We start from the raw sequence: 13075 nt of genomic DNA on the forward strand, positions 1-13075 counted from the left end.
GAGAGACACTAGAGAGGCGACCCGGCTGCATCTACTTCTTCCGATAGCGGCGGTTGCGGCTCGTCGATGAACCCATTACTTCAATGAGTCCTTTATCCGCCATTTTTGGCAGATGGTAACGGACGGACGAAATCTTAACCCCCGATGCAACCGCTATTTCTCGCGCCGTCATATCCATTCCGGCGCTGAGAGCCTCCAAGATCCTATCCGCCGTCGAAGCTGACAATTCTCTGCTCATATCGATAATTTCAAACGTGTCTTTGCCACATTTTGACAGGACATGTTTATCGACAAGGCCCCCGCAGATCAGGCGAATGTCATCCGAATCCCACTTCAAAGCCTCTCGTATTTTTTGAACATCGCATACGCACCCATGCTCCCGCATAAACATGAGCAATGTTTCCTCGCGATGCGTCAGTTCGGTGTCCACATGGCCCTGAATCCACATGCGGTTTTCAGCAAGCTCCGCCCCGTGCCGGGAAAGCAGCACCGTAAACGAATCGGCCTTAACGATAAATTTCGGCCTGCCAAGCGAACGAGACTCCATCTCGCGAATCATAGCCGGGATGCCAGATCCCTGACTTTCCGCAACAGCCCCCTCAGCATGCTCTAACGGCGTCGCCCCCATCAGGCTCATGAGCTTTGGGTTTCGGCAGCGCGATTCCCCGTCCGCAAGATTGTCCACCGTCTTTCCGCCCCAAAGCCCGCCGGGGTTTTTGATCTCTATTCTGTCTGGGTAGATATCGACGCTCACGGCCTGCCCCACAAACATGGGCGAATACTCTCGATGGATGCAGGCATTCGCCAAGGCCTCGCGCAAAACCTCCTGGGGTACTTCCCAATCTTCCCTTCTACCAGCGCCTCGCACTATCGCCGCTTTGCGCAAGTTTCGTCCGATCGCAGCGAGGGCATCTTCGATGCAAGCCGGAATCGGGCCATCGCACAACTGGCGGTCAATAAACCGGGGTTGCCCAGGAGCAGATTTTTCCACATCGGAATGAACGGCGACATCGATCATCAGCTTAGGATAGAACTGCTGGGGGTAGATTCCCGCCGACAGCAGCCCCGCGAGCTTCACAGCTCCATCCTTTGTAGTGATATTGAGTCTGGCCAGCTGCTTTTCCAGCGTATCGGCCCCGCGCAAAACGCGCGGGGTCTGCAGCCGGCGATTTGCGATAATGGACCGCACGACATCTGGATCCAAATCCTCGACTGTTGCCTCCGAAACCACCGTACCGTCTGCATCGCTCGGAAGCAACGCACTCTGTAGCTCATATAGCTCAGCGGGCGACATCTTGATATCTTTATCATCCACGCGCTTGTAGCTACCGTTCTGCACGCCGCGCGCGCCGATATAGCATGGCTTCGCTTTGAGCTCAAGTTCAAAGATGCGCACCAGAAGTACCTGGAGCCCGTCGACCTCGCCTCGATCAAGCTCATACCGTGGCGCATGGGTCACCACCGCCGCTGAGCCTCCGTCTCCGATACCCGAAACAAACTGGTCGCGCACCCTGTCGATAGCAAAGTTGGCAGAAGGAACAAATCCTTCGGCTTCGTTCAGGCCCAAAATAATGAGCCCGCCCGCAGTGTTCGCAAAAGCACTCACTGTCTCCCATACGTCTGCACTCAATTTATTCGTGCAGGCTTTAACTTCTACCGATGCGTCATCGGTCCCCCGCCTGCGAAGGCGCTCAACGATAAGGCCAAGAGGTTCATCCAACAGCATTGGCATTCCGTCTCTCTAAAACAATAGATTTATCTCTCTAAAGCTTAGTATATCTCTCTAACTTTAGAGAGATGAGCACCTTCTTTTAGAGAGAAATTTAGAGAGATGTATCGAATTCACTGCTAGATTACCTAAGGCCATCTCTCTAACCGACGTTCTCTTTAGAGAGACGTTTAGAGAGACGAGCGCATCTCTCTAACCATGGGCTCCGCTCTTTAAAGCGTACACATCCCAACCGTGCCCTAAGTTGCGGCGGGCATTACCCCGCCAACCCGCCAAAAGAGGACGGGTTTATTTTGGCAGGTTTTATCTGGGAAAACGCAAGCGGGGCCACGCCGAAGCCACCGTCATCAGCCTCGGCGCATACCTTTAGCGCACGGCCCTGACCGCCGCCGTCAGATCGAACAGCGTATCGAGCACGGCCTCGCAGCCGTCCGCCACGTCCTGCGGCAACGGCACGATATCGGGAACGGCAAAGACATGGCAGCCGGCCGCGATGCCAGAGACGCAGCCGTTGCGTGAGTCCTCGACCACCGCACATTCCTCGGGAGCAAAGCCCGCGCGCTCGCAGGCGAGCAGGTAGATCTCGGGATCGGGCTTGCCGTTCAGGGTATCCTCGTTGCAGGTCACCGTCTCAAACCTATCAAAGAGGCCGACCGTCTTAAGGTTGCGCTCGGCCGCAACGCGGCGCGACGACGTCGCAAGGCCCACGTGATAGCCCGCAGCCAGCAGTTCGTCCAGGCACTCGGCGGCGCCGGCCTTAAGCTCCAGATCGGTCTTGACCATCTCGTCGAGAGCATCCCTGTAGTGGGCTTCGACCGTCTCGACGATTTCGCGGCTGCCATAATGCTCCTCAAGGATGTCCCTGACATCGGGCATCGAGCGACCGATAAACTGATGGACCAGCGCATCATCAATCGCAATCCCCAGCTCGGCAGCGCCCACCTTCCATGCCCTCACGTCCAAACGCTCGGTATCGATCAGCGTTCCGTCCATGTCAAAAATGACAGCCTTGATCATATCGACCCCCTTCGCCGGCTTGCGTTACCGCAACCCTACCCCCACTTTGCAACTTGTATATAACGTATATATCATATCGCTCCAACCTGCTGAAAAGGGACAGGTTTATTTTGGCAGGTTTTATCTGGGAAACGACCTGCGGCGTCTCCTGCTAGACTGGTAGATTCGCAACCGACTAACCAGGAGCCCCCATGTCGCGCAAGTCCGCCTACAAGCAAGTACTTTCCATCGGCACCGCCGTGGTGCTGGGGTTTGCGCTGTTTACGGGATCGATCGACGGAGCGCCCAAGCTGTTGTCGCCGCAAAGCGATGAGCAGGCGGCGGCTCTGGCCGAGAAGCAAAGCGAGAGCCCCAACCGCACCGACGACGAAGCGGACTTGGTCGCCCGGCTCGAATCGGGAACGGCGAGCTCCCCGGACCCTCAAAACAGCCAGGACTCTGGCGATGGCTCCGATTCCGCCGCAACCGACACCGGTGACGACGCATCCGCAAACAGCGCCACCCCCATCGACGAGGTCGAAAACCCCGATCTCAACCGCGCCCGCGGCGTATATCTCAGCAGCATTCCCGACTACGCCGGCAACCCCTACGTTGCCCTTCGTGCCGACAGCACGCACGCGCTCGGCACGCCATCATTCACGCTCGATGAATACGAGCGCGCTGCAGAAGAGGGCTGCTTTAAGAAGTTCTCTAAACTCGACAGCCTGGGCCGTACCCGCAAAGCACTCGCCTGCATAGGACCTGAATCGCTCGGTCAGGGCAAGCGCGGCGATATCTCGCGTATCCACCCCGCCGGATGGCACCAGCAGCGCTACGACTTTATTCCGAGCCAGAGCCTCTATAACCGTTGCCACCTTATCGCTTGGTCGCTCTGCGGCGAAAACGCCAACCGCAAAAATCTCCTGACCGGCACGCGCTATCTCAACGAGACGGGCATGTTGCCCTTCGAAGAGCAGATCCTCGGCTATATCCGCGACACGGGCAACCACGTGCTCTACCGCGTCACGCCCATGTACAACGAAGAGGAACTCGTCTGCCGCGGTGTCCGCCTCGAGGCGCAGTCGGTCGAGGACCACGGCAAGACACTGTGCTTCCACGTGTACTGCTACAACCTGCAGCCGCATGTGCAGATCGACTACGCCACCGGCCGCAACCAGGCCTCGGGGGATTAGCCCCGAGCCACGACAAGAACCGATTTGCAACCCCACCGGGGATCAAAAAGGGCCGCTCCGGATCACCCAGAGCGGCCCTTGCATCGGCACGTATGTTACAGGCAACGTCACACGCTACTTGGCGCGGCTCTCCTCATAGCGCTCGACCAGCTTGGCCTGAACGTCATAAGGCACCTGCTCATAGCCCGCGGGCTTCATGGTAAAGTCGCCCGTGCCGCGCGTAATAGAGCGCAGGCGCGTCGAGTAATCCGTCAGCTCGGCCAGCGGCGCCTGGGCAATGACCACGGTGTCTCCGCGCTCATCGGTCTCCATGCCCGTCACGCGACCACGCGAGGCCGAGATGTCGCCCATCACGGCGCCGGCGTAGCTCTCGGGGATCGTCACCGTGATTTCCTCGATGGGCTCCAGCACCACCGGGTCGGCATCGGCGCACGCCTTGCGCAGGCCGATGCGGGCCGCCGCGCGGAACGCCATCTCGTTGGAGTCGACGCTGTGATACGAGCCGTCGTACACAGCCACGCGAATGCCCGTGAGCGGGTAGCCGGCGATGATGCCGTCCTTCATAGTCTCCTGAACACCCTTATCCACGGCAGGGATCAGCGAGCGCGGAATGCGGCCGCCCACGACCTCGTCCACAAACTCATAACCGTCGCTCGTACCGTCGGCGGTAATCATCGGCTCCACACGCAGCCAGCAGTCACCATACTGACCGGCACCACCAGTCTGCTTCTTATGACGACCCTGGGCACTTGCCGTGCGGCGGATGGTCTCGCGATACGGGATACGGATCGGCACGCTCTTGGCAGCGACCTTGGTGCGGTCCTCCAGACGATTGAGCAGGACCGAAACCTGTGCCTCGCCCACCGCCGAGATAATGGTCTGGCCGGTCTCCTCGTCGCGGTCGATGCTCATGGTCGGATCGGCCTTGCAAGCCTTCTCGATAAACGTGTAGAGCTTCTCTTCGTCGCCGCGATTCTCGGCCTCGATGGCAATGCGGTACTGCGAGTTGGGGAACTTAAACGCCGCAGCCTCGACCTTACCGGTAATCGAGAGCGTATCGCCCGTCTCGGCAGCCAGCTTGGGCGCCACGATGATATCGCCGGCATACGCGTGCCCGACCTCGGTCATGTCGCGGCCGCACATCACATACAGGTGAGCCAGACGCTCGCCCTTGCGCGTGCGGGCGTTGATCAGCTCAAGACCCGGCTCAAGCGTGCCCGTCAGCACCTTGATAAAGCTGATGCGACCCTGCTGCGGGTCGGCCAGGGTCTTAAACACAAACGCCACCGGGCGGTCATCGTCACTCGAGATCTTGAGCGAATCACCGTCGATGAGCGGCATCTCGCCGTAGTCCGTCGGCGCCGGGAAGTACGTGGCGATGTCGTCCATCAGCGAGTTGACGCCCTGCTCCTTAATGCAATCGCCCGCAAAGACCGGCACAAAGATGCGCTCGGCGATCGCCTTCGACAGCAGGCCCTCGAGCTCTTCCTGCGTCAGCGTCTCCTCGCCTTCCAGGTATTTCATCATCAGCTCGTCGTCGGCCTCGGCAACGAGTTCGCACAGGTGGTCGTGGGCCTGTTCGGCCTGGGTACGATACTCCTCGGGAATCTCCGACTCAACGGCTTCAGCGCCGTTGCAATGGCGCGCCTTCATGCGCACCAGGTCGATGATGCCGTCAAAGTCCTCGCCCTCGCCCCAGGGAAGGGTCACGGCGCCCAGACGCGTACCAAAGCGCTCCTGCAGCAGGTCCATCGTGGTCGCAAAGCTGGCCTCGGAGCGCGACAGGCGGTTTACGAACACCGCACGCGCCAGACGCAGGTCCTCGGCGGCATACCAGAGCTTAACCGTCGTAGGCTGCGGGCCGGCCTCGGCGTCGACAACAAACAGAGCCGTCTCGCAGACGCTCATCGCGGCATAGGCGTCGCCGATAAAATCGGGATAGCACGGGGCATCGAGCACGTTGATGCGCGCGCCCTTCCAGTCGATCGGCGCAATGGTCGTCGAGATGGAAAATGCACGCTTGACCTCTTCGGGGTCATAGTCAAGCGTGGGCTTGGTGCCGTCGTGGCCGCCCAGGCGGGCGGTCTTGCCGGAAAGGTGGAGCATGGCCTCGGCGAGTGAAGTCTTGCCCACCCCGCCTTGGCCTACGAGCACCACGTTCCTTACGTTACCGGTCTTGGGAGCACCCATGATGACCTCCTTGCAGGGCCGCGCGCAATGCGCGACGCCAACGGGGAGAGTTCGCGGTCGGTGCCGTCCCGGGAGCAGCATGGTCGGCAGCCGAGCCGACTCACCCTCCAAATGTCCTATGCCACCACCCTACCCTTGCATCCGCCTGTCCATGCACACCTTTCGGCGCACGTATGAATACAGACGGCGAGAGGCCAGAGCAAACGTGCGAGGCGATTATTAAACCCCATCGATACAAATAAAAGCCGCCGCAGGCCGTAAGACCTGGCGGCTTCGCCTCAATTAAAAAGTTGAGTAAATAGCTGAGCCTACCCCTCGATACGGCTCAAGAACTCGCGGGTACGCTGCTCGCGTGGATGGTCGATGACCTGCTCGGCAGGACCTTCCTCGACAATACGGCCGCCGTCCATAAAGACCACGCGGTCGGCAACATCGCGCGCAAACTGCATCGCGTGGGTCACGATCACCATCGTCATGTTCTGCGCCGCAAGGTCTTTAATGACACGCAGCACCTCGGCCGTCAGCTCTGGATCGAGCGCCGAGGTCGGCTCATCAAAGAACAAGATTTCCGGGTCGAGCGCCAGGGCGCGGGCAATACTCACGCGCTGCTGCTGGCCGCCCGAAAGCTCGCACGGCACCTTGTTCTCGTTGCCCACAAGCCCCATCTGAGCAATCAGCTCGTGCGCACGAGCTTCCGCCTGCTCGCGCGGGCGCTTAAGCACGCGGATCGGCGCGTCGGTGATGTTTTTCATCACCGTATAGTGCGGAAACAGATTGTAGTTCTGGAACACCAGGCCGAATCGCGAGCGCGCCTGCTTGGGCACATCGCCCTTCGCATACACCGCGCCCGAACCCGCATCCGTCGCGACGGCAAGGCCGCCAAACGAGAGCGAGCCTCCGTCGAGCGTCTCGAGCAGTGTGGCGCAACGCAGCAGCGTGGACTTGCCGCCACCCGAAGGCCCGATAATCGCCACGACCTCGCCACGCTTCACCTCAAGCGAGATATCCTTGAGAACCTCATTGCCGCCAAACGCCTTGCGCGCGCCTTCGATCTTCATCACTGAGTTAGTCATGGTAATAGTCCAGCTTCTTTTCGGCGGCGCCCAGCAGCATCTCGACCACAAAGTTAAAGACCCAGTAGATCAGCGCCGCGATTGCAAACGGCACCATGTTCACTTGCGAGGCAACCAGCGCCTTGGCCGTCGAGAACATCTCGCCCACGCCAATGGCAAATGCCAGCGACGTATCCTTGACCAGCGTGATAATCTCGTTGCCCATCGCCGGCAAAATGCGCTTAGCGACCTGCGGCATCACAATGTACAAAAACGTCTGCAGGCGCGAATAGCCCAGCACCTCGGCAGCCTCGTATTGACCGCGCGGAATGGACTGCAGGCCCGATCGATAGATCTCGGCAAAGTAGCCGGCGTAGTTGATGATGAACGCCACAACGCACGCCGTCCATTTGGAATCGGGTGTGAGCGAGATGCCAAACACGTAGTACGGGGCAAAGTAGATGGCAAACATCTGCAGCATGAGCGGCGTGCCACGCATGACCGAAATGTAGATGCGCGCAATCCAGCGAAGCGGCGCGATTTTGCTCATGCGCATAAACGCCACGGGGATTCCCAGTGGAATCGACCCGAGCAGCGTCAGCACAAACAGCTGCAAGCTGACCAAGAATCCCTGGCCAAGCATCTGCATCATGACTTGGATAGACAACCTACCCTCTCTTTCGCAACAGCAGAACAGCGGATCTTATTCTCAAATAGGCGCAGTGCCCAAGATTGCGAGCGACAAGCCCGACGAAGCGTACTTTGGTACGCGAGGAGGGTTTGAGCGGCAAGATCGGGTTCCTGGGAAAGCCGTTATTTGAGCACCCAATTATCGAAGGAAAGACCGTAATCTGCATACTTGTCGCAGAGGTCCTTAACCGTGCCGTCCTCGTAGAGCGCCTTGAGCGACTCGGTTACAGCATCGGCCGACTTGGTGTCGCCCTTCTTAAAGCCAACGGCGTAGTGCTCGCTGGACAGCGGCTTGTCGAGCTGCGTATAGGCATCGGGCTTGGCGGCGAGCTGATACTGGGCAATCGAAAGGTCGCAAGCCACGGCATCGACCGCGCCGCTCTCGAGCTGCATAAACGCCGTGTTGTACTCACCGATGGTATCGAGCGTGGCAAACGTCGCGGCCAGATCCTTCTGGTCGCCCTCGAGCACATCCTGCGCAGCGGAATCGGTCTGGGTGATCACGGTCTTGCCGGCAAGATCGTCCCAGCTCTTGATGCCCGCATCCTTCTTGACCACGAGCACCTGCTCGTTGAGCATGTACGGCTCGGAGAACGTGTAGTCGTCCTCGCGACCCTCCATGGTAAAGCCGTTCCAGATGCAGTTGATGGCACCCGAGTTGAGCAGCGTATCCTTGGCATCCCAGTCGATGGCCTCGTATTTGACCTCCCAGCCTTGCTTGTCGGCAACGGCCTTGGCCAGATCGAGATCAAAGCCGGTGTACTCGCCGTCGTCGCCCACAAAGCCGTACGGAGGATAGGACTTATCAAAGCCCACCACGAGCTTCTTGGACTCCGCAGCACCCTTCACATCCTTGGCCGCGGCAGAGCCAGCAGCGGAGCCCTTGCCGGCACCACCGCCGCAGCCGACAAGACCAAGGCCAAGCACCGTGGCGAGTGAGCCGGCTAGACCAACAAACTGACGACGAGACATATCGGTATTCATGGTATTCCCCCTTGCTGGCACTTTAGTTAAGTAAAGTGAGTCGTGTAACGTTCAGAATCATACACTCTACCTAGATAAAGTACAAGGGAGGGGTTGCCCAGCGCGGGCGGGGAGCGGCGCGTAATTAAGTTTCCTGCTCTACAGTCCTGCTCACGACGGAGGCCACATTAAGTGGCCTCCTGTTCGTGCGGAACTCGCGACAAATTAAACTCCGCGCCGGGCGCCACTCAGCCGGGAGACAACGTGCTCGGAACCTTAAATAGCCTCCTCTCCAAACGGGCACGTTGAATGCACGGTACAATTGCTTCGGACTTTTCTTTTATTAAATAGTGGGGTTAATTCATGGCAGAATCTCGTGCGGAGCGTAAGGCTCGTCGTGCTTTGATCGAGGCGGCTGAGGGGTCGGGGGAGAAAAAATCTTCTAAGAAATCCAAGGCGTCTCAGGATGCGAAGGGTAAGTCGGCCAAGGGCAAGGCTAAGGCCAAGCGTTCTGGCTCTCGCCGGGGCGGGGATAAGGCATCTCAGACTCGCCCCAAGCACTCGTATAATGATCCGGCTTCGGCTGCGCGCAAGACTGTGGACCCCAAGTCTCCCTGTTCGATCATGAAAGCTTGCGGTGGGTGCATGGCGCTCAATCGTCCTTATAAGAAGCAGTTGGTGGCCAAGCAGGCTGCTATGGAGGAACTGTTTGCTGAGCTCTGTGAGCGCGAGGGCATAACCGTCGATCCCATTCGCGGTATGGGCGTCACCCTAGGCGACCCGGGCAAATATCCTGCGCCGCGCGGTTTTCGTCATAAGGCTGCCACTCCGTTTGCTCCCGGTAAGGAGGGCGCTGTCCGCTGCGGTTTCTTTGAGCGCGGCACGCACAAGATCGTTGCCGTACCCGAGTGTCCTGTCGAGGCGCCGGGTGCTCGTCAGATTCTCAACGGCATCGCTCGCGAGGCCGAACGCCTGCACATTCCCGCCTTTAACGAAGACAAGCATCTGGGACTGCTTCGCTATGCCGTCGTTCGCTGCGGCTGGCGCACCGACCAGATTATGATCACCCTTGTGACCGCTCAGCGCGACTTGCCGCATGCGCAGGAGTTCTTTGAGGCCGTCGCCGCACTCGATCCGCATATCGTCACCGTTGCCCAAAACATCAACGGACGCCCCGGCAACGCCATTCTAGGCGAGGAGACCCGCATCGTGCATGGCGCCGAATGCATGCGCGACCAGCTGCTCGGCTGCGACTTCGACATCTCCCCCACCGCGTTCTATCAGACCAACCCGCAACAGACCGAGCTGCTCTACCAGCTCGCCATCGACGGCATGGACCTGCGCCAGGGCGACGTGCTTATGGATGCCTACTGCGGCAGCGGCACCATCGGCCTTTGCGCCGCAAAGGGTGCCCAGGACAAGGGCATTGGCATCATGCTGCTCGGTGTGGAGCGAAACCCCGCGGGCATTGCCGACGCGCGCCGCAATGCCGAGCTCAACGGTCTCACCCGCAGCGCTTGGTTTATGGCCGACGACGCCACCGACTACATCCTCGATGCCGCCGACAACAACGAACGCGTCGACGTCCTTTCCATCGACCCGCCGCGCGCCGGCTCCACCCCCGAGTTCCTCGAAGCCGCCTGCGCACTCAAGCCGCGCCGCATCACCTATATCAGCTGCAACCCCGTGACCCAAGAGCGTGACCTGCACCAGCTCCTCGACGGAGGCTATCGCTTGCTCAAGATCACGCCGGTCGACATGTTCCCCCATACCGACCACACCGAAACCGTAGCGATCCTCGGGCGCCGCTAGCCCACCCCAGTAGATTTTTGGGACATGCCTTAAAATCTACCGGCACAAGAAAGGGGGCGGCCCGTCTGGACCGCCCCCTTTCGTTGGCTATATGAGCCCGCTACATGCTCTTGCGCAGGTCGCACACGCCGGCTGCCGCCATCTCGCGCAGCAGCGTCTCGCGATCGCGCGTCACAATCAGGTCCAGCGGGAAGTGAATCTCATCGAGCATCTTGCGCGCCTGCTCGAGCTTGCCAATCGCCATACCAATGTGCGCGTCGGTCGAGATGCCAATCCCCACGCCCAGCTCGGCGCAGCGCTCGGCAATCTTGCGGCACACGCCCCAATGCTCGGCATCGGTACCATGTTCAAGACTATGGTTGTTGATCTCGATAATCTTGTGCTTGGCCTTGGCCGCCAACAGCACCTCATCGATATCAAACGGAACGCCCGAGCGACCCGTGTGACCCAGCATGAACACCTTGGGGTGCTCCAGGGCATTGATATACATCTCGGTCACCTGGGCAAGCGTCGCACCTTCGGCAATCTGCGGATTATGCACGCTTGCCACCAAATAATCCAAATTGCGCGTAACCAAATCGAACAGCGAATGCTGGCGGCTGAACGGATCGCCGGCAATATCGAGCGTGACAGGAGTGTCCTCGCCAAACAGGCTTCCGTCCAGCGAAACGATATCGGCCTCGGCACCGCGCAACACCAGCACGCCACTCCAAATGCGAGGCCAGACATCCTGGTTGATAAAGAACTGGTAGCTACGCAGGTCATTGGGGCAAGGCGAAACCATAGAGCTCAGATGGTCGGCAGATCCGAGCACCTGCAGGCCACGCTCTGCCGCCCAGTACACATTCTCCTCAATGGTCGAATATGCATGCGCAGAGAACATCGTATGAGTATGGATATCACAAGAAAGCAGGTAGGGCATCGGATCTCCTTATCCGGCATGGCCGTCGCGTATATTCATTGTACGCATAGCCTTCGATAGTCGTAAAACTGCTTCATCCCAATCACACAACGGCATAGACAACGGGGTCTGGCTTAAAACCAAACCCCGTTTCACGTAAAACATTGTAAGCAGAGCGCTTTACTTTCGAAGATATTCGTCGGCCAGTTGCTTCCAGGCAGGCAACGAATTGACGATGGTCTCGTAGCTCACGCAGTAGCCCAAGCGGAACCAGCCCGGCATGCCAAAGCTGTCCGAGGGCACCGCAAGCAGCTCATACTTCTTCGCGCGCTCACAGAAAGCGTTCGCATCGGGCTCCAGCGCCTTCACCCATAGGTAGAACGCGCCATTCGGCTCAACATAGGTGTAGCCGTACTCCGCCAGTGCATCGGTAAGCGCGGTGCGGTTGCGCGCATAGGCCTCGACATCGCTCGGTTCATCAATGCAGTCGATAATCACGCGCTGGAAGAGCGCCGGAGCGCACACGAAGCCCAGCGTACGGGCGGCACCGGCAACGGCGGGCATTAGACGAGCTGCCTGAGGATTCGTATTGGGAACCAGGATCCACCCCACGCGCTCACCCGGCAGCGACAGCGACTTGGAATACGAGTAACACACGATGGTGTGCTCGTAGATCGAAGGCACCCAAGGAACCTCGGCGCCATAGACGATCTTGCGATACGGTTCGTCCGAGATCAGCATGATCGGATTCTCGGAATCGCGCTTGGCGTTGACCTCGCACAAAACTTTAGCCAGGCGCGTCAAGGTATCGCGCGTATACACAGCGCCGGTCGGGTTGTTGGGTGAGTCGATAATGACGGCAGCCGTCTTATCGGTAATCGCCTTGAGCACGTTATCCACGCTCAGCTGGAACGTATCTTCATCGGCGAGCGCCTCGACACACGTACAGCCGGCCTTCTCAATCCACACGCGATACTCCGGAAAGTACGGAGCGATAACGATGACCTCGTCGCCCGGATTGGTAATCGCGTTGAGCGTACAGGTGAGCGAAGCCGCCGCACCCACCGTCATAAAGACATCCTTGCCCTCATAGCTCGTGCCAAAGCGGCGGTTGAGCGATTCGGCCACGGCGGTACGGCACTGCGGCAGACCCGGTGCAGGCGTGTATCCATGCAGCTGGTCGCTCGGCAGCTCCAAGGCCTTCTTAATGGACTCAGCCACGGCGGCAGGTGCCGGAACGCTCGGGTTACCCAGTGAGAAATCGAACACGTTTTCCGCGCCGATCTGTGCCTTGCGCTCAAGGCCGTAGCTAAAGATCTCGCGGATGATGGAGCTCTCCGCACCGCGCGCATACATAGTATCGTTGATCATCTGTTCCCCTTTCGCATAGGCGCTATTGTACGCTTTAGCCGAGCAAAGTGCCGCAGCAATGTTGATTGGGGACAGACTTAAATGCGTGAAAACGCTCATTTAAGTCTGTCCCCAATTAACAGATGGCCCATATCGCTCAAAAGAAAAGGCTCTGTTAGACCAGGATTGACATTCCGCC

General features: G+C 59.1%; 10 protein-coding genes. 2 read left to right on the forward strand and 8 right to left on the reverse strand.

All coding sequences use genetic code 11. The features are described 5' to 3' along the window. Positions 1 to 31 precede the first annotated feature (31 nt). The gene (locus tag DXD49_RS09320; protein WP_158564816.1) at positions 32 to 1726 is read right to left on the reverse strand and encodes an ATP-binding protein; all 1695 of its coding nucleotides are present in this window, start codon (positions 1724 to 1726) and stop codon (positions 32 to 34) included. A 369-nt stretch (positions 1727 to 2095) separates the two neighbouring features. After that, entirely contained in the window at positions 2096 to 2746 is a 651-nt protein-coding gene (locus DXD49_RS09325; RefSeq protein WP_117794811.1) for an HAD family phosphatase, read from the reverse strand. A 191-nt stretch (positions 2747 to 2937) separates the two neighbouring features. Between DXD49_RS09325 and DXD49_RS09330 the strand changes: the two genes are divergently transcribed. Then, positions 2938 to 3918: a DNA/RNA non-specific endonuclease gene (locus tag DXD49_RS09330; RefSeq protein ID WP_117763825.1), complete on the forward strand. Its 981-nt coding sequence runs from the start codon at positions 2938 to 2940 to the stop codon at positions 3916 to 3918. Between the two features lie 114 nt (positions 3919 to 4032). Here DXD49_RS09330 and DXD49_RS09335 read toward each other — a convergent pair whose 3' ends face one another. From DXD49_RS09335 to DXD49_RS09350, 4 genes are all read right to left on the reverse strand, one after another. Continuing rightward, a complete protein-coding gene (locus DXD49_RS09335) occupies positions 4033 to 6108 on the reverse strand; it encodes a translation factor GTPase family protein (protein WP_117794812.1) in 2076 nt (691 codons plus the stop codon). 308 nt (positions 6109 to 6416) lie between these two features. Next, positions 6417 to 7181, reverse strand: a complete 765-nt coding sequence (locus tag DXD49_RS09340; protein WP_117743432.1) for an amino acid ABC transporter ATP-binding protein — start codon at positions 7179 to 7181, stop codon at positions 6417 to 6419. Further along, the gene (locus DXD49_RS09345) at positions 7174 to 7827 is read right to left on the reverse strand and encodes an amino acid ABC transporter permease (RefSeq protein WP_233505102.1); all 654 of its coding nucleotides are present in this window, start codon (positions 7825 to 7827) and stop codon (positions 7174 to 7176) included. The genes DXD49_RS09340 and DXD49_RS09345 overlap by 8 nt, the downstream gene beginning before the upstream one ends. Positions 7828 to 7973: 146 nt before the next feature. Further along, positions 7974 to 8834: a transporter substrate-binding domain-containing protein gene (locus tag DXD49_RS09350; protein WP_117794813.1), complete on the reverse strand. Its 861-nt coding sequence runs from the start codon at positions 8832 to 8834 to the stop codon at positions 7974 to 7976. 342 nt (positions 8835 to 9176) lie between these two features. On the opposite strand from DXD49_RS09350, the gene rlmD reads away from it, so the two are divergent. Further along, positions 9177 to 10625 carry a 23S rRNA (uracil(1939)-C(5))-methyltransferase RlmD gene (gene rlmD, locus DXD49_RS09355; protein WP_117794814.1) on the forward strand — a complete coding sequence of 483 codons (1449 nt, stop codon included), beginning with the start codon at positions 9177 to 9179 and terminating at the stop codon, positions 10623 to 10625. Between the two features lie 100 nt (positions 10626 to 10725). Here the strand turns inward: rlmD and DXD49_RS09360 are convergent, their stop codons facing one another. Continuing rightward, positions 10726 to 11547: a phosphatase gene (locus tag DXD49_RS09360; protein ID WP_117794815.1), complete on the reverse strand. Its 822-nt coding sequence runs from the start codon at positions 11545 to 11547 to the stop codon at positions 10726 to 10728. A 159-nt stretch (positions 11548 to 11706) separates the two neighbouring features. Next, positions 11707 to 12897, reverse strand: a complete 1191-nt coding sequence (locus DXD49_RS09365; protein ID WP_117794816.1) for a pyridoxal phosphate-dependent aminotransferase — start codon at positions 12895 to 12897, stop codon at positions 11707 to 11709. Positions 12898 to 13075: the final 178 nt, after the last annotated feature.

This window comes from Collinsella sp. TM05-38 (assembly GCF_003466445.1).
Classification (GTDB): Bacteria; Actinomycetota; Coriobacteriia; order Coriobacteriales; family Coriobacteriaceae; genus Collinsella.

Coding starts and splice junctions, on each gene's coding strand:
- DXD49_RS09350 (WP_117794813.1), bottom strand. CDS start 8,834: ATGAATACCGATATGTCTCGTCGTCAGTTTGTTGGTCTAGCCGGCTCA.
- DXD49_RS09360 (WP_117794815.1), bottom strand. CDS start 11,547: ATGCCCTACCTGCTTTCTTGTGATATCCATACTCATACGATGTTCTCT.
- DXD49_RS09335 (WP_117794812.1), bottom strand. CDS start 6,108: ATGGGTGCTCCCAAGACCGGTAACGTAAGGAACGTGGTGCTCGTAGGC.
- DXD49_RS09330 (WP_117763825.1), top strand. CDS start 2,938: ATGTCGCGCAAGTCCGCCTACAAGCAAGTACTTTCCATCGGCACCGCC.
- DXD49_RS09320 (WP_158564816.1), bottom strand. CDS start 1,726: ATGCTGTTGGATGAACCTCTTGGCCTTATCGTTGAGCGCCTTCGCAGG.
- DXD49_RS09340 (WP_117743432.1), bottom strand. CDS start 7,181: ATGACTAACTCAGTGATGAAGATCGAAGGCGCGCGCAAGGCGTTTGGC.
- DXD49_RS09365 (WP_117794816.1), bottom strand. CDS start 12,897: ATGATCAACGATACTATGTATGCGCGCGGTGCGGAGAGCTCCATCATC.
- rlmD (WP_117794814.1), top strand. CDS start 9,177: ATGGCAGAATCTCGTGCGGAGCGTAAGGCTCGTCGTGCTTTGATCGAG.
- DXD49_RS09325 (WP_117794811.1), bottom strand. CDS start 2,746: ATGATCAAGGCTGTCATTTTTGACATGGACGGAACGCTGATCGATACC.